Source organism: Agrobacterium genomosp. 13 str. CFBP 6927, from assembly GCA_900012615.1.
Classification (GTDB): domain Bacteria; phylum Pseudomonadota; class Alphaproteobacteria; order Rhizobiales; family Rhizobiaceae; genus Agrobacterium.
Genome location: LT009757.1, coordinates 1,954,998 through 1,969,876 on the forward strand (window position 1 = coordinate 1,954,998; position 14,879 = coordinate 1,969,876).

Sequence of the window (14,879 nt, forward strand, 5' to 3'; positions counted from 1 at the left end):
TTCACGAAGGCGTGAGCGGGTTTGACATTTGTTTTCGGCCCACGGCTTCCTATCTCCCCTGTAGATTTGACCTCTACAGGAGATTTTGATGTTCGACGCCAAGAAGCTTCTTGAACAATTCCTCGGCTCGCAGGTGCCGGGCCTTTCGGGAAGCGTCCGTGACAGAGCCGGGCAGGCCGCCGATATCGCAAAGAACAATCCGCTGAAGGCCGGCGCGCTCGCCGCCGCCATTCTGGGCACCAAGACCGGCCGCAAGCTCGCCGGCAATGTCGCCACCATCGGCGGCGTCGCCGCCATCGCCGGTCTCGGTTACCTCGCCTATAAGAATTACAAGTCCGGTCAGGCGCCTGAAGCCGCGCCGAAACCCGAGCCGGAGCTTCTCGCCCCGCCCGCCGATTCCGCCTTCCATCCGCAATCGCCGGCGCTTTCCAATGATTTTGCGCTGAAGCTTATCCAGGCGATGATCGCCGCCGCCAAGGCGGACGGTCATATCGATGAGAAGGAGCGCGCCAATATCATGGACAAGGTGCAGGTCTCGGGCCTTGATAGCGAAGCCGAGCGGTTCCTCGAAAAGGAACTGGCCGATCCGCTCGACATCGACGCGCTGGTGGCTGCTGCCCGCACGGAAGAGCAGAAGGTGGAGCTTTACACCGCCTCGCGGCTTGCCATCGAGGCCGATACGCGGGCGGAGCGGGGGTATCTCGACCTTCTGGCCGGGCGGCTTGGGCTGCCGGATGCGCTGGTCGATCATATCGAGGCGACGGTGGTGGCGGCGAAGGTTTGAGGTTAGCCTCGGCGGGCGCGGTTCACCCCCCTCTGCCCTGCCTGGCAGAGGGGGGTGAACCACACCCACCAACGCCACCGCATCCCACCCCACATGCACTGTTGTCATCCCGCCCCGCTTGCCCTAATCCTTCTCCCAGCAAATGGGGAAGAGAATGCGCGATCTGAGTGATTTCAAGGGATGTCCGCCGCCGCAGCCGGTGGTGTTGAAGGGCCGTTACGTGACGGCGGAGCCGTTCGATCGCGAAAGACATCTCGCAAGGCTCTGGGCCGCACTTGGCGGTGAGGGCGTGAATGCGCTGCTCAAATATTTCCCGCAAAGCGCCTTTCCCGATGCCGACGCTTTCGGCGACTGGCTCATCGGCGCGGGGCAGAAGCTTAACTGGGTCACGCTGGTCTTCGTTGAAAACGCCACCGGCGATATCGTCGGCATGGCGAGCTATATGCGGCCCGATCCCGCCAATGGCGTGGTCGAGGTCGGCTCCGTCGCCCATGGCGCGAAGATGAAGCGCTCGCCTCTTTCCACCGAGGCGCATTACCTGATGGCGAAATATGTTTTCGAGGATCTGGGGTATCGCCGTTACGAGTGGAAATGCCACAATGAAAACGAGCCCTCCAAGATCACGGCGAAGCGTTATGGCTTCACCTTCGAGGGCGTATTCCGCCAGCATATGGTCTCGAAGGGCCAGAACCGCGATACGGCGTGGTTTTCCATGATCGACGGTGAATGGCCGCTGATCGGCAAGGCCTTCGAAACCTGGCTTGCGCCGGAGAATTTTGCGGCCGACGGCGCGCAGAAGCGCAAGCTTGAGGATATCCGTGCGGAGTTTGCCGATGCCATTGCCTGAAAATCCGGCGCCTGAAAAGCCGAGCTCCGGCAAGAAGGATTGGTCGCCGGCCATCGCCGCCGCCCTCATCATTGTCGGTTTCGGGCTGGTCTTTTTCGTCATGCCGAAGATCATGCTGTGGCTGGGCGATTATTCGCCCTGGCTCGCCGCTGCCTTCGGCACGGTGGCAGTGCTGTGCTTCTTCCTGCTGTTCTGGCTGCGCGCCCGTTACCAGCGTCGCCGTGACGGTTAGAGCTTAAGCGACGCGCCGAGCAGCAACAGCCCCATGATGAGCACGAACAGCGCACCGGCGATCTCGATCGCATGGCTGATACCGGCTGCCCTGCGGCTGCCGGGGCCGGCGAAACGCACGGCGAGGCCTTTTGCCGAGACGGCCATGATGGCGAGCAGCGACACGGTTATCGCCGTGCCGAGCGACATGGCGAGGACTGAGAGCACGCCACCAAGATAAAGCCCGTTCAGAAGCGCAAAGCTCATGACGATGATCGCGCCAGAGCAGGGCCTGAGCCCCACGGCGATGATGGCGGACCATGCCTCGTGCAGGCTGAAGTTCTTGCCCTTCAGCAGCATGGGATCGGGCGCGTGGGATTTTCCGCAGGCGGCGCAGAGATCGCCGGTGCCGTCATGGTCATGATCTGCAAAGACCGGCTTGCCCTGGAACCGCAGCCCCGTGCCCATGCCGCTGGTTCGGGCCACCGATGCCTCGCCCGCCGTGGCGAAGACGGGAACGGGTTCCCGCCGGATACGCAGTGACCAGAGTTTTCGCACCAGCAGCCAGGCGCCGAACAGCGCCACCATGGCGAAGCTGGCGATCTCCATTGCCTGCGTCGCTTTCGTCATGGTGATGGAGGTGCCGCGCAGCACCAGCCAGGCCGCACCGACAAGGCCGATGGCGACCGCACCCTGAAGGAGCGCCGAGACGAAGGAAATGAGAATGCCGCGTTTCAGCTGCGTCTCATTGGCGATCATATAGGACGAAATGACCGCCTTGCCGTGGCCGGGGCCGGCGGCGTGGAAAACGCCATAAGCAAAGGAGAGGCCGATCAACGAGCTGAGCGCCCAGCCATCCTCGCGCATGGCCTTCAGCGCCCCGGTCAGTGCACGGTAGAATATCTGCTGGTGCACATTGATCCATTGCATCAGCGGCGCGAAGGGGCCGCCGACGGAAAAGGAAGGTTCGGCCGAGCCGATGCCGAGCGGCGACTGCGCATGGGCCGCACCGGCCACGGCAATAAGGCCGATGGCGACGACGAAGAGGCCGGCCCTGCGGCTCAGCATGAGACCTCCAGCCGGGTGGCGAAGAGCTTGGTCATGTCGGTGCCGGTCGGATCGTTGAAGAAGGCGTCGGTCAGCGAACTCTGGTTCTGCGAGATCACCTCGTCGGGATCGGGGCGCACCACGTGGTGCTTGCAGGCATTCAGATCCTTGCCTTCAGTGGCGATATCGCCGTCCTTGGCGAAATCGATCGCCGTATACATGGTCGGATCCCAGGCGCCGAAGCTGAGCTTGCCCTTGACGGCCAGAGGCTTGGCCGGCTTCACGGAGAAGAACATCAGGATCTGCTGGTCCTTGTAGTCCACGTGAATGGCCTCGGGCTTGGAAAATTCCACCGGTTTTCCATTGGCGGTGATGAAGGTGTAGTAGGAATATTCGGCGAGCGATTCCAGGACGGTATTGCCGATCTCGGCCAGTTCGTCCTTGTCGAGCTTCAGATCGCTGTTCTTGTCGTAATCCATCACCACGCTTGCCGAGAACATTTCGTCGAAACGCCAGATGTTGCGCACTTCCTGAACGGTGCCGTTCGGCCCCTCGACGATTTCCATGCGGGCTTCGGCAAAGATATGCGGATGGGCCGCCGCGGCGACGGGAACGCAGGCAAGGCCGGCCGCGAGGAGCAAAAAGCGTCTGTTCATTATCCGGTCTGTCCTGCCTTCGAATCTTTGAGGCCCGACTCTAGCAGAAATTGGGACCGAATTTCGACCTGATGCGGCTGATCCTTCGCGCGGGCCGACACTAAATCTCAGAAGGTGCCGCTGAAACGCGAAGTGATGCTGGAGCCGCTATAGGCAAGATCGGTATCGCGCTCGCCATGCAGCAGGCGGTTGAACTCCACCTCCAGCTTGCTGTTCTTGCCGGTATCGAAGGAAAGCGTCGCGACCAGCCGGCGCTCGCTGGTATCGTAATTATAATAGATCCAGTCCTTGTGGACCCGGTGCAGCGCAAGATCGAGCCCCACCTTCTCGGTGAGCCTGCTTTTCATGACGAATTGAAAGCGGCGATGGAATTCGGCAATCGGGTCATCCGGGTCGAAAAGCGCATAGTCCTGCGAAAAGCCCGCGCCGAAGGCGATGCGATCGGTGGCCTTCACCTCGGCCTCGGCCCGCAGATAGGGGCGGGTGCGCTTTACCTTGTCGCTGATTTCATCGCCGGAAATGGATGTGAAGCCCGCTTCGGCCAGAACCGCGAAACGGTCGGAGAACCTGTAACCATAAGCCAGAGAACCTCGCAGCGTGTTGGCCGGGAAACGTTCATATTTTTCCTGCTGCCCCTCAGGCACGGCGATACGGTCGTAAGCAAGCGTCAGCCCCGCCTCACCGCCGCCGAGTGATCGTGCATGTTCGGCCTTCAGCGATAAAAGCGCCTCGTTAGCTTCCAGTCGGGTGGGCATGAAATAGGCCGGGCGGAAGCGCGCCTTGCCTTTCATCAGGCTGGCGAGGCTTGCCGTCAGCGTGTTCTTGCCGCCAAGGGCGAGGATGCCGAGCTGGGAGGACGCCTCCAGCTTGTGATCCAGTTGCCGGTAACCAATGTCTTCTTCCGGCAGGTGCAGGAAAATATCACCGGCATCGCTGCGGGTGCCGCGCAGCTCAAGGGCCCATTCCAGCTTTTCGGAAAATCGTTTCGTCAGCCCCAGCGCCGCGATGGTGTTATGTTCATTGGCGAAACGATAACGGGGCAGGCGAACCTCTTCCTGCTCGAGCGAATAACGCAGCTCCGCCCCCTCCAGCGCGATCTTGCCGTTGAGGCCGAAGCCGGCGCGCAGCGAAATCGCGCTCAGCCGGTTGGTATCGGCGAAATAATTGCTGTCATAGGCAATGCCGGATTTATAGGTGACATTGTGCTCATCGGCCTTTTCCCCCGCCCGTGCGCCACAGGCGCAGGCAAGCCCGAGAACAAGCGCGATATATCCCCCCACCCGCATTCGCATCTCCGGTCTCTAATTAAGCAATATCTTATATTTGGATGGTTAACAAAGTTTCCAGCGCTGCTTTTACTGTCGCGATACAGGCGCCGACCGGCATTGTTTGAACAAGGGGCGGAAGCGCGAAGTCGCGATATGTAAAATTTGATTAAAATCACAAGTATTAGTGTTAATCGTTTATTGTAATATTAGCCTTTGCTTGAATTAGAATCCTCTAAATATACAGTTCGGTTACGCCAGAGGGCGTGATCAAACAAAAGAGGAGAGAGAAATGATTGCAAAGTTCGCTTGTGTAGCCGCTATTCTTACTGTCGCTTCCGTTGGTCAGGCCAATGCGGGCGGTCTTCTGGGAGGCATCCTGTCCGGCAACAGCAACAAGGGCGGCGCCCTTGTCGTCGTCTCGCCCAGCATCGATCTCGGTGTCAGCGGCATCCTGTCCAATAACGGGATTCTGAATGGCAACAAGACCGGCATCCTGAACGGTGTGCTGAACGGCAACAAGACGTCCGTCGATGTCATCGACAATAAGAATGACGGCGGCAAGAAGCGCCGGCACTAGACAATCCAGATCGAAAATCGACAGGGATTTTCGACGAAAACGATGCGCACAGGACATAAGCCGGGAACAAGCCTTGAGTTGCGTGTGTATGACGCATGCTGCTTCCGGCAAGAACAAACGGCGCATCGCACGACTGGAAGGGGGCCTCACGGCCCCCTTTTTTTGTCTCTGCTCCCTGGAAATGAAACTGCGAACGGGCTTGAATGGCGGGACGTTTTGGTGTGAAGGTGAGTTTCACGACCTCCAGGCTTCCAGTCGATTCTCCATGCTACAGAAACGCGCTTCGCCGGACGCATTTGATCGTCAGGCCTATTTGATCGCGCTACTGGTCTTTCTTGCCGGCAGCACGAATGCGGCTGTCGTGCCGTTTATCGGTTTTTATATCATCCAAGTGCTTGGCCATGCACCGGCGACGCTCGGTCTTTACAGCGTCACGGCAATGGTTGCCTCTATTGTTGCCAGCCGCATTTATGGCGAGCGTGTCGATGCCGGCGTGCGGGTGCGGCCTTTGCTGCTTCTCTCCGTCCTGGGTGCCTTTGTCGCGGCGGCGGCGGCGACCTTCGGGAACCTGGCGCTGCTGGTGGCGATAACGGCAACTGGCATGGGGCTTTCCAATGCCGCCAGCACCCTCGTTTTCAGCTACGGCCGTTATCACGGACGGGTAAAGTCACTCGATACGGCGTCCTATAACGCCTTTCTGCGAATGATGGTGTCGCTGGCCTGGATGCTGCTTCCCGCCGCCGCCTATCTGATCGTCGATCTGGCCGGCGCGAAAGCGGTGTTCATCAACGCCATGCTGATGGCCACCATCTGGGGCGGGCTTGCGCTTGCCATCGTGCCGCGCGGCCAGACATGCCCGATGGAGCGGCGCGAGGAGGGGCAGGCCGACACCGGACGCAACCTGCCGCTGCTTCTGGCGGCCACGGCGAGCTTCTGCATGTCCTTTGCCCATTCCCTGTGCGCTTCCGCCCTGCCGGTGTTTCTGGTGCGGGAAGTGGGCCTGCCAGACTACGCGCCTGGTCTGTCGCTCAGCGTCAAATGCGCGATGGAGGTTCTGCTGATCCTGCTTGCGCCGAGGATCATGCGCCGTGTCAGCGCCCGTATCCTTCTCTGCATCGCGGCGGTGATGGCGATCATTGCCTTCAACATCATTGCCTCGGTCGAAACCTTGCCTGCCATGATCGTTGGCGCCGCAATGGAGGGGGCCTATTACGGCCTTTTCGCTGGTACAAGCCTGACTTTCATTCAGGGTTTTGCGCGCGGCCGCACGGCGCGGGCGACGGCGCTTTACATGAATTCCATCTTCCTTGCCGCATTGTTTGCTGTGCCGCTGATGGGGTTTGTGGCGCAATATGCCAACTTCGGCGTATCGATCCGGCTTGCCTCGGTGGGTGCCGGTGCGGGGTTGCTGCTGCTGTTCCTCACGCGCCGTCAGGTGGGTGAGTAGAGGCTCACGAAGCCCGAACATCTCTCTTCCGTCATGCCGGCCTTGAGCCGGCATCCAGCCACGGCGCATCTGCGTCATGAAGGGACTCTTTCGCGGTCAGGGACCTGATCGCACTGGACCCCGGCCCAAGTCCGGGGTGACGGGTGCTTTACCCGTCATCCCTCAAGCCGAAATATCGATGATCCCGCAATCGCCCGCTTCCGAGGCGAAGGCGAGCAGCTTGCCGGTGGCGCTCCAGTCCATGCTGGTGATGGCGCCCTTGCCGGGGCGGCGCAGCAGGGCTTCCTTGCCGTCCGCGAGCCTCACACCGAGGATCATGCCGTCGATGAAGCCGATGGCGAGCACATCTTCCACAGGGTGGAAGGCGACATTGGTGACCATGATGTTGGCGCGGCTGCCCAGTTCTTCCGGAGCCTTGCCCATCGGGCCGTCCTTGCCGGCAAATGGCCAGACGATGGCGGCCGGTGCGCCGGAAGAGGCGAGCCATTTGCCTTTTGCCGACCAGGAAATCGATTTGACCTTGGCGGGATAACCCGTCATGCGCATGTGGCGGGCTTCCATGCCGCCCTTGGTGGCTTCCATCTTCCAGCCGTGCAGGGCGTTTTCCTGCATGGTGGTGACGAGGAACTTGCCATCGGGCGAGAAGGTGACGCCGGTATGCGCACCCTTCCATTCCAGATCGACGGGATCGCCTGATGTTGCCACCCAGTGCAGCGTCACACCGTTATAACGGGCCACCGCAATGCGCAGGCCCTTTGGCGCGAAGGCGATGGCCTCCACCGTGCGCTCTTCCTTGAATTCCTTGACCGTGCCGTCCGACAGCCGGACGAAACTGGATTTGCCGACGCCATAAGCGACAGCCTTCTGCGGCCCGCCGGCGACGACGCCCACCCATTTGCGTGGCACGTTGGCGATCTCGCCGATGCTGCCATCATGACCGATGCGCAGCACACGGCCGTCCTCGCCGCCGGAAAGCAGCGTGGCGCTATAGGGGTCGCGCACGCAGGTCAGAAGCCCGTCATGCGCCTCAGTCACCTTCTCGCCGCCATCCAGCCGGTGAATGGTGCCGGCGGCGGTGGCAAACAGGGGAATGTCGCCGAGAAAATGGGTCGAGACCACGTGGCCTTCGATATCAAGCGGGGCAACAGTCGGCATGGGGCATCGGTCTTTCGTATCTGTGTCGGATGGGGCGACGATGTCGACCCCGGCGGCAGGCATGGTTCTAAAGCATTTCCGGCAAAAGCGGAACCGCTTTTACGTTCGGACGATTCGTGAAATCAAGTAGATAGACCGTTTTGTCGTCGAGGAACCACCCTATACGGCAGTTGAAAATCATTGACACTCCGGCGCTCCGGGCTCACCCCCCTCTGTCCTGCCGGACATCTCCCCCTCAAGGGGGGAGATCGTTCCTTGGCGAGGTTTCGCACCTCTCGACGGTCGAGAATGAAGCGGCGAGAAAGCCTCTTGCCGATCTCCCCCCTTGAGGGGGAGATGTCCGGCAGGACAGAGGGGGGTGAGCCCGGAGCGCCGGAGTGTCAATGATTTTCAACTGCCGTGTACGGTGTCGAAGAACGCGCGTCGGGTGGATGACGGACGCAGCCGTACCCCGGCTCAGAGCCGGGGTGACGGAGGGATAAGGATCAGGCCGTAGCAAGGCAGGCGTTGAAGCTCTTTTCCAGCTTCTCACGATCCAGTTCGCGGCCGATGAAGACGAGGCGGCTTTCGCGTTTTTCGTCTTCCTTCCACGGGCGCTGGTGGTCGCCCTCGATGATCATGTGCACGCCCTGCACCACGTAACGTTCCGCATCGCCCTTGAAGGCGATGATGCCCTTGAGGCGCAGAATGTTCGGGCCGTCGGTCTGGGTGACCTTCTGGATCCACGGGAAGAACCGCTCGGGGTTCATTTCGCCGCCGCGCAGCGAGACCGACTGCACCGTCACGTCATGGATCGGTGAAACCGCGCCATGGTGGTGATGATCGTGGCCATGGTCATGATCGTGGTGATGATGCCCGTGATCGTGGTCATGGTCGTGATGATGGTGGCCGTGATCGTGATTGTGGTCGCAATCAGGGCCGCAGACATGATCCTCATGGCCGTGCTCGAGGAAATGCGGATCGTTTTCCAGCGCGCGCTCCAGATTGAAGGCGCCCTGATCGAGAACCCGGGCAAGATCGACGCCGGACCGGGTGGTCTTGTAGATGCGCGCGGAAGGATTGATGGCGCGCACGATATCCTCGATGCGGGCGACTTCCTCCGGCGAAACGAGATCGGTCTTGTTGACGACGACGACATCGGCAAAGGCGATCTGGTCTTCGGCCTCGCGGCTGTCCTTCAGGCGCAGCGGCAGATGCTTGGCGTCAACGAGGGCAACGACGGCGTCAAGCTCGGTCTTGGCGCGCACGTCGTCATCCATGAAGAAGGTCTGGGCGACGGGAACGGGATCGGCAAGGCCTGTCGTCTCGACGATGATGCCGTCGAAACGGCCGGGCCGGCGCATCAGGCCTTCCACGACGCGGATCAGGTCGCCGCGCACCGTGCAGCACACGCAGCCATTGTTCATCTCATAGATTTCTTCATCGGACTCGACGATCAGATCGTTGTCGATGCCGATCTCGCCGAATTCATTGACGATGACAGCGTATTTCTTGCCGTGGTTCTCGGAGAGAATGCGGTTGAGAAGCGTCGTTTTGCCGGCGCCGAGATATCCTGTCAGGACGGTGACTGGAATGGGCTTGGCTATAGCTGTTTCGGTCATGGAAAACCCCGCGTGGAGAGAGGCCGTCGGGCCTCAGGAAGATGTGTCGTCGTCCATATAGGCGCGACGTCCTGGCAGTTCAAAGAGATTTTGGCCGAATTCGGCCATGGCACTCAAATTTTGTTATGAAATAACGTTATGTCAAAAGCGTGGATATCTTCAAGCAGTTCGACAAGGCCTTTTACGGCGTGGGAAATCAGCCTTTCGCCCTTTTCCGCTGTCGCGGCGGCGGCGTTTCCGGCAACGCCGTCGGGGTTCAGATCGCTCATCAGCCAGCCGAAGGCATGTGGGCCATAGGCGCGCAGATGTTTGAAGCGGCTGGCGAAATCGCTCTGGCGGGAGGGAAAGTTTGCGGCCTTCTGCATCGCCACGCGTTCGGGGTGAAGCGCCAGCATGACCGATGTTTCGATATCGCCGCCATGGATGTCGACCGCCTTGTCCTCCGGCTTCACGATATCCGCCGGCACGCCGAAGCGGGTCCAGCTTGTCGCAACCGCCAGCATGCCGAAACGGGCGCGGGCCTCCGTGGCGACAATGGTCATCAGCGGTGAATTGCCGCCATGGGCGTTCAGCATCATGAATTTGCGCACGCCCTTTTTATATTCCGCCTCGGCGATGCCGAGCCAGCGCTCGATGGCCTCATCGTAACGCAGCGTTTTCGTACCCGGCACATTCATGTGTTCGATGGAATAGCCGACCGGTTCCACAGGCAGGAAGGAGACGGGCAGGTGAGCGGGCAGGGCGGCGGCGAGACGGGCGGCGATGCCTTCGGCAATCAGCGTATCGGTCTCGAACGGCAGGTGCGGCCCATGCTGTTCATGTGCGCCGAGCGGCAGCACGGAAATTGCAGCTGTTGCGCGAAGATGCGGGTCTGTTACGTTTTCGTCGTGATAATGCGTGTATGAGTTTGGCATCTGGCAGTCCGCGCGTGCATTCGGTAAGGATTTCCAGCAACATATATCGGTTCCGCCACAGGGTAAAAGGCACTCGCATATGAGCAAGGATAAAACTGGGCATAAGGACAAGGGCGCCAAGAAGGAAAAGAGTGGCAAGAAAATAAAGGACGCCAAAAAAAGGGATGAGAATTTCAACCCTGAGGAACTGGCGCAATCCATCACCCAGGCCGCCCGCTCCATGCGCACGGCGCTGAGCCACAGCCTTGCTGAAAGCGGGCTTTATGCGGGCCAAGACGGCGTTATCCTGGCGCTGGCGCAGGAAGGCAGCCTCACGCCAGGGCAGATCGCCCAGAAACTCGGTGTCAAGGCGCCCACCATGACGCGCACCATCGGCCGCATGGAGGCCCAGGGCTTCGTGGAACGCAGCGGTGACGACGAGGATGGCCGCGTGACGCTTGTGAAGCTGACGGAAGCCGGCCTGAAAAGCGTCGAACATATCAATGTCTCGATTGCCAATTGCGGCGCCCGCGCCATTGAGGGGCTTTCGGCCAAGGATGTGCGCACCGTGGTTAAACTTCTCAAGGCGATCGACACCAATCTTCAATAATTTGTTGAAATTTTTAAAAATAAAACTCTGTTTTGTGGGTATCTCTTAAACGGGTTGCGGATTTTGTTTAAATTGTTTAATTGCAATTTAAACAGATACGTCGTCAACGACATGCGTTTGGGAGGAATGCCGTGGCCCAAAAGGTCAAACTGTCCACGATTGCCGAAAGCCTCGGCCTTTCGACCGCCACCATTTCCCTAGCCTTGCGTGACAGTCCGCTGGTTGCCTCCGACACGCGCGACAAGATCAAGGAACAGGCGCGGGCGCTGGGTTACATCTACAACCGCCGGGCGGCCAGCCTGCGCACCTCTCGTTCCGGTATTGTCGGCGTGGTGTTCCACGATGTGATGAACCCCTTCTATGGCGAAATTCTCAAAGCCATCGAAAGCGAGCTGGACCGCAGCCGGCAGACCTTCATTCTTTCCAACCATTACGATTCGGTGGAAAAGCAGCGCACCTTCATCGAAACGCTGCTGCAGCTCGGCTCGGACGGCATCATCATGTCGCCGGCCATCGGCACGCCGATCGAGGATATGACGCTGGCCGAGGAAAACGGCATGCCCGCCATTCTGGTGGCCCGTTCCCTGGATGGCGTCGACATGCCGACCTATCGCGGCGACGACAGCTATGGCATTTCGCTCGCCACCAACCACCTTATCAGCCTCGGCCACCGCACCATCGCCATGGTTGGCGGCACTGACCAGACCTCGACCGGCCGCGACCGTTACCAGGGTTATGTCAACGCGCTGCGCAAGGCGGGCATCGAGGTTGATCCGAACCTGCGCATTCCCGGCCCGCGCTCCAAACAGGGCGGTTTCGAGGCGGCTGTGCATTTCCTCTCCCTGCCGCAGAAGCCGACGGCCGCCGTCTGCTGGAACGATCTCGTCGCCATCGGTCTCATGAACGGCATTTCCCGCGCCGGTCTGGTGCCGGGTGTCGATATTTCCGTCACCGGCTATGACGATCTGGAAGAGGCGGCGATTGCCACGCCGGCGCTGACCACCGTTTCCAACGGTCAGGCCGAGGTGGGGCGCTTGGCGGCCCGCGCATTGCTGGACAGGCTGGCGGGCAGCCACGAGCCTGACGGCATTCACCTCATCAAGCCGGAAATGCGCATCCGGCAATCGACCGGGCCGGTGCGGCCGCGGGTGTAGTATATCGCCCGGGAGCATGGATGCGGCAGGCTGTATGTTTCTGGTTGTTCGCGATGTTCCCTTCTTCCGTCATTCCGGCCTTGAGCCGGAATCCAGCCACCGCGTGTCGACGCGGTGAAAAGACTCTCTAAGCCCAAGGACTTGGGCTGGCTGGATGCCGGATCAAGTCCGGCATGACGGAAATGGGGCGCAAAAAATCGGCATGAAACTTCCGTCTGGCCCCATAGCATCCCCTTATTGCCCTTTTCACGGCCGTCTTTGTTTGAAAGGATCGCCGCCCAGAGGAGCGGGATGGCGAAAGGTTCGCCTGAAACCTGCTCCGGCTATTGGAATGTTATCAGGAGGAATATCCGCTCATGTCTGACAAAAAGGCCGTCGTTCTCGTTCCCGGCAAGATAAACCCGCGTGTTCTCGAACGCCTCGAAGGCAAGGTCGAGATCGTGACTGTGCCTGCCGGTGCCGAGCCGGTTCTGCCTGAGGGTGCAGCCGAGCGCGTCAATGCCATCGCCGTTTCCGGCGTCGTCAACGCTAAATGGATCGATGCGCTGCCGAAGCTCGAGATCATCGCCAATTTCGGCGTGGGTTATGACGGCGTCGACGCCAAACATGCCGCCACGCGCAACATCGTGGTGACCAATACGCCCGATGTGCTGAACGACGAAGTGGCCGATACGACGATTGCGCTTTTGATCAACACCGTGCGCCGTCTTTATCAGGCCGAGACCTGGCTGCGTGACGGAAAATGGGTTGGCGAAGGCCCGTTCGCGCTCTCGCCGTTTTCGCTGCGCGGCCGCAAGGTCGGCCTTTTCGGCATGGGCCGAATCGGCCAGGAAATCGCCAAGCGGCTAGAGCCCTTCAAAGTGGAAATCGGATACCACACCCGCAGCAAGCGGGACGGTCTCTCCTATACCTATTACGGCTCGCTGAAGGAGATGGCGGAAGCCGTCGATATCCTGATCTGCATCGTGCCCGGCACGCCGGAAACGCATAAGGCGATCAATACTGAAATTCTGACGGCGCTTGGGGCTCAGGGCGTGTTCATCAATGTCGGGCGCGGTTCCAGCGTCGATGAGGATGCGCTTCTGCAGGCGCTTAAGAGCGGTGCTGTGGGTGCTGCCGGTCTCGATGTGTTTTATGCCGAGCCGAAGGTGCCGGAAGCCTTCCTGTCGCTGCCGAATGTCTCCCTGCTGCCGCATGTCGCCTCTGCCTCGATCCCGACGCGCAACGCCATGGCCGATCTGGTGGCTGACAATATTCTCGGCTGGTTCAAGGACGGCAAGGTGCTGACGCCGGTGCCGGAAACGCCGGTCAAGGGGTGAGGTCGGAACCTCCACGCACCGTCACCCCGGACTTGATCCGGGGTCCAGCATGATCAAGTCTCTGATCATAAAAGACTCCTGTCACGGCGCAGACGCGCCGTGGCTGGATGCCGGATCAAGTCCGGCATGACGGAGGAGACGTTTTCGCCCTTTGTGGGCGTTCTATTCCGCAATCTCCGCGCTTCCCACCCAGCGCCCTTCGGCAAACGACCGGGCCATGGCGTGGATGCTGCGCTCGATCTTCAGCCCTTCCTCGAAATCGATGATATGGGCCTTTTTCCCCTCGATTGCCGCGATCAGTTCCCGGCATTCGATCACCTTCAGATCGTTGAAGCCGAGACCGTGGCCGGGGGCGGGGATGAAGCGGTCATAGGGCTTGTGGTGCGGCGCCGTGAGGATGGTTCGGAAACCCTGTTCCTCCGGGCGTCCATCCGTGGTGTAAAGCTGGAACTCGTTCATCCGCTCCTGATCGAACAGGATCGAGCCGGTGGAGCCGTAAATCTGGATGGCAATGCGGCCCTTACGGCCCCAGGCGGAACGGTTGGCGATGAGCACGGCGGAAATGCCGCCTTCTAGCTTCAGAAGCACGCTGGCGAGATCATGCGTCTCGACGGCGCGGTCGCCGCCGCCGGCAAGCGGGCGGGTCTCATAAGGCTTCACCATGTCGGTGATGGCGCTTTCGGCATGACCGAAAAGGGCGAAGAGCAGAGACAGCGGGTGCACGGCGAAATCATCCAGCGCGCCATAACCGGAGGAGGCTTCGCTCTTCCAGTAGAAGGGCTGGGTGGCATCCGCCATGAAGTCCTCGTCCATTTCAGCGCGGACATGATAGACGTTGCCAATCGCGCCTTCGTCGATCAGGCGGCGGATATGGCGGATGACGGGGTTCTGGATGTAATTATACCCCATCGCCGCTGCCTTGCCGGAACGGCGGGCCGCATCGCGCATCTTCACCGCGTCGGCAAAGGCGGGCGCCATCGGCTTTTCACACCAGACATGTTTGCCGGCCTCAAGGGCGGCAATCGCCATTTCCGGGTGGAAGGCGTTGGGCGTGGTGACCGAGATGACGTCGATCTCGGGATCGGAAAGCAGGTCGCGCCAGCTGCCTGTCGAGCGGGCAAAGCCGAACTCGGCGGCTTTCTTCGCGGCAAGCTCGTGATTGACTTCCGCGAGCGTCACGAGGCGGGGACGCTCCACATCGCCGAAGACGCTGGTGACATTGTTCCACGCCAGAGCGTGGCATTTGCCCATGTAACCGGTGCCGATAAGGCCCACGCCAAGAGCGGACATGGTATTCTCCTCCCGAAATTA

At 60.4% G+C, this 14,879-nt stretch carries 15 protein-coding genes; 8 read left to right on the forward strand and 7 right to left on the reverse strand.

Annotated features, from left to right (window positions below; genetic code table 11):
- The first annotated feature begins 88 nt into the window (after positions 1-88).
- The 3 genes from AGR13A_RS23160 to AGR13A_RS23170 all read left to right on the forward strand — a co-directional run bounded on the left by AGR13A_RS23160 (position 89) and on the right by AGR13A_RS23170 (position 1,863).
- Complete coding sequence (locus AGR13A_RS23160) at positions 89-784, forward strand: tellurite resistance TerB family protein (RefSeq protein WP_004445183.1); 696 nt, start codon at positions 89-91, stop codon at positions 782-784.
- A 154-nt stretch (positions 785-938) separates the two neighbouring features.
- Positions 939-1,631, forward strand: coding sequence for a GNAT family N-acetyltransferase (locus AGR13A_RS23165; protein ID WP_080839829.1), 693 nt, complete (start codon positions 939-941; stop codon positions 1,629-1,631).
- On the forward strand, positions 1,618-1,863 hold the full coding sequence (locus AGR13A_RS23170; protein ID WP_035226093.1) for a hypothetical protein: 246 nt from the start codon (positions 1,618-1,620) through the stop codon (positions 1,861-1,863). The genes AGR13A_RS23165 and AGR13A_RS23170 overlap by 14 nt, the downstream gene beginning before the upstream one ends.
- On the opposite strand, the gene AGR13A_RS23175 is transcribed toward AGR13A_RS23170, so the two are convergent.
- The 3 genes from AGR13A_RS23175 to AGR13A_RS23185 all read right to left on the reverse strand — a co-directional run bounded on the left by AGR13A_RS23175 (position 1,860) and on the right by AGR13A_RS23185 (position 4,830).
- Complete coding sequence (locus tag AGR13A_RS23175) at positions 1,860-2,909, reverse strand: nickel/cobalt transporter (RefSeq protein WP_080839832.1); 1,050 nt, start codon at positions 2,907-2,909, stop codon at positions 1,860-1,862. The genes AGR13A_RS23170 and AGR13A_RS23175 overlap by 4 nt on opposite strands.
- Entirely contained in the window at positions 2,903-3,544 is a 642-nt protein-coding gene (locus tag AGR13A_RS23180) for a DUF1007 family protein (protein ID WP_167377620.1), read from the reverse strand. The genes AGR13A_RS23175 and AGR13A_RS23180 overlap by 7 nt, the downstream gene beginning before the upstream one ends.
- Before the next feature lie 107 nt (positions 3,545-3,651).
- Complete coding sequence (locus AGR13A_RS23185) at positions 3,652-4,830, reverse strand: hypothetical protein (protein ID WP_080839836.1); 1,179 nt, start codon at positions 4,828-4,830, stop codon at positions 3,652-3,654.
- A gap of 271 nt (positions 4,831-5,101) precedes the next feature.
- Between AGR13A_RS23185 and AGR13A_RS23190 the strand changes: the two genes are divergently transcribed.
- Together AGR13A_RS23190 and AGR13A_RS23195 are read left to right on the forward strand one after the other, a co-directional pair.
- Positions 5,102-5,389 carry a hypothetical protein gene (locus AGR13A_RS23190; RefSeq protein ID WP_004433441.1) on the forward strand — a complete coding sequence of 96 codons (288 nt, stop codon included), beginning with the start codon at positions 5,102-5,104 and terminating at the stop codon, positions 5,387-5,389.
- A 265-nt stretch (positions 5,390-5,654) separates the two neighbouring features.
- Entirely contained in the window at positions 5,655-6,836 is a 1,182-nt protein-coding gene (locus tag AGR13A_RS23195; RefSeq protein WP_080839838.1) for an MFS transporter, read from the forward strand.
- 162 nt (positions 6,837-6,998) lie between these two features.
- Here the strand turns inward: AGR13A_RS23195 and AGR13A_RS23200 are convergent, their stop codons facing one another.
- The 3 genes from AGR13A_RS23200 to AGR13A_RS23215 all read right to left on the reverse strand — a co-directional run bounded on the left by AGR13A_RS23200 (position 6,999) and on the right by AGR13A_RS23215 (position 10,506).
- Positions 6,999-7,991, reverse strand: a complete 993-nt coding sequence (locus tag AGR13A_RS23200) for a WD40 repeat domain-containing protein (protein WP_035226313.1) — start codon at positions 7,989-7,991, stop codon at positions 6,999-7,001.
- 485 nt (positions 7,992-8,476) lie between these two features.
- A complete protein-coding gene (locus tag AGR13A_RS23210; protein ID WP_035263252.1) occupies positions 8,477-9,592 on the reverse strand; it encodes a CobW family GTP-binding protein in 1,116 nt (371 codons plus the stop codon).
- Between the two features lie 113 nt (positions 9,593-9,705).
- The gene (locus AGR13A_RS23215) at positions 9,706-10,506 is read right to left on the reverse strand and encodes a creatininase family protein (RefSeq protein ID WP_080839840.1); all 801 of its coding nucleotides are present in this window, start codon (positions 10,504-10,506) and stop codon (positions 9,706-9,708) included.
- A gap of 79 nt (positions 10,507-10,585) precedes the next feature.
- Between AGR13A_RS23215 and AGR13A_RS23220 the strand changes: the two genes are divergently transcribed.
- From AGR13A_RS23220 to AGR13A_RS23230, 3 genes are all read left to right on the forward strand, one after another.
- The gene (locus AGR13A_RS23220; RefSeq protein ID WP_035226111.1) at positions 10,586-11,095 is read left to right on the forward strand and encodes a MarR family winged helix-turn-helix transcriptional regulator; all 510 of its coding nucleotides are present in this window, start codon (positions 10,586-10,588) and stop codon (positions 11,093-11,095) included.
- Between the two features lie 131 nt (positions 11,096-11,226).
- The gene (locus tag AGR13A_RS23225) at positions 11,227-12,249 is read left to right on the forward strand and encodes a LacI family DNA-binding transcriptional regulator (RefSeq protein ID WP_003499171.1); all 1,023 of its coding nucleotides are present in this window, start codon (positions 11,227-11,229) and stop codon (positions 12,247-12,249) included.
- Positions 12,250-12,605: 356 nt separating this feature from the next.
- Positions 12,606-13,568 (forward strand): 2-hydroxyacid dehydrogenase, encoded by a 963-nt coding sequence (locus AGR13A_RS23230; RefSeq protein WP_035226316.1) that lies wholly within the window; start codon positions 12,606-12,608, stop codon positions 13,566-13,568.
- A 162-nt stretch (positions 13,569-13,730) separates the two neighbouring features.
- Here the strand turns inward: AGR13A_RS23230 and AGR13A_RS23235 are convergent, their stop codons facing one another.
- Positions 13,731-14,858, reverse strand: a complete 1,128-nt coding sequence (locus tag AGR13A_RS23235; RefSeq protein ID WP_035226118.1) for a Gfo/Idh/MocA family protein — start codon at positions 14,856-14,858, stop codon at positions 13,731-13,733.
- Positions 14,859-14,879: the final 21 nt, after the last annotated feature.

What these genes read in the sequence shown, in the direction of transcription:
- AGR13A_RS23185 (WP_080839836.1), bottom strand. Translation starts at nt 4,830, where the DNA reads ATGCGGGTGGGGGGATATATCGCGCTTGTTCTCGGGCTTGCCTGCGCC.
- AGR13A_RS23170 (WP_035226093.1), top strand. Translation starts at nt 1,618, where the DNA reads ATGCCATTGCCTGAAAATCCGGCGCCTGAAAAGCCGAGCTCCGGCAAG.
- AGR13A_RS23195 (WP_080839838.1), top strand. Translation starts at nt 5,655, where the DNA reads ATGCTACAGAAACGCGCTTCGCCGGACGCATTTGATCGTCAGGCCTAT.
- AGR13A_RS23230 (WP_035226316.1), top strand. Translation starts at nt 12,606, where the DNA reads ATGTCTGACAAAAAGGCCGTCGTTCTCGTTCCCGGCAAGATAAACCCG.
- AGR13A_RS23165 (WP_080839829.1), top strand. Translation starts at nt 939, where the DNA reads ATGCGCGATCTGAGTGATTTCAAGGGATGTCCGCCGCCGCAGCCGGTG.
- AGR13A_RS23235 (WP_035226118.1), bottom strand. Translation starts at nt 14,858, where the DNA reads ATGTCCGCTCTTGGCGTGGGCCTTATCGGCACCGGTTACATGGGCAAA.
- AGR13A_RS23200 (WP_035226313.1), bottom strand. Translation starts at nt 7,991, where the DNA reads ATGCCGACTGTTGCCCCGCTTGATATCGAAGGCCACGTGGTCTCGACC.
- AGR13A_RS23215 (WP_080839840.1), bottom strand. Translation starts at nt 10,506, where the DNA reads ATGCCAAACTCATACACGCATTATCACGACGAAAACGTAACAGACCCG.
- AGR13A_RS23180 (WP_167377620.1), bottom strand. Translation starts at nt 3,544, where the DNA reads ATGAACAGACGCTTTTTGCTCCTCGCGGCCGGCCTTGCCTGCGTTCCC.
- AGR13A_RS23175 (WP_080839832.1), bottom strand. Translation starts at nt 2,909, where the DNA reads ATGCTGAGCCGCAGGGCCGGCCTCTTCGTCGTCGCCATCGGCCTTATT.
- AGR13A_RS23210 (WP_035263252.1), bottom strand. Translation starts at nt 9,592, where the DNA reads ATGACCGAAACAGCTATAGCCAAGCCCATTCCAGTCACCGTCCTGACA.
- AGR13A_RS23220 (WP_035226111.1), top strand. Translation starts at nt 10,586, where the DNA reads ATGAGCAAGGATAAAACTGGGCATAAGGACAAGGGCGCCAAGAAGGAA.
- AGR13A_RS23190 (WP_004433441.1), top strand. Translation starts at nt 5,102, where the DNA reads ATGATTGCAAAGTTCGCTTGTGTAGCCGCTATTCTTACTGTCGCTTCC.
- AGR13A_RS23160 (WP_004445183.1), top strand. Translation starts at nt 89, where the DNA reads ATGTTCGACGCCAAGAAGCTTCTTGAACAATTCCTCGGCTCGCAGGTG.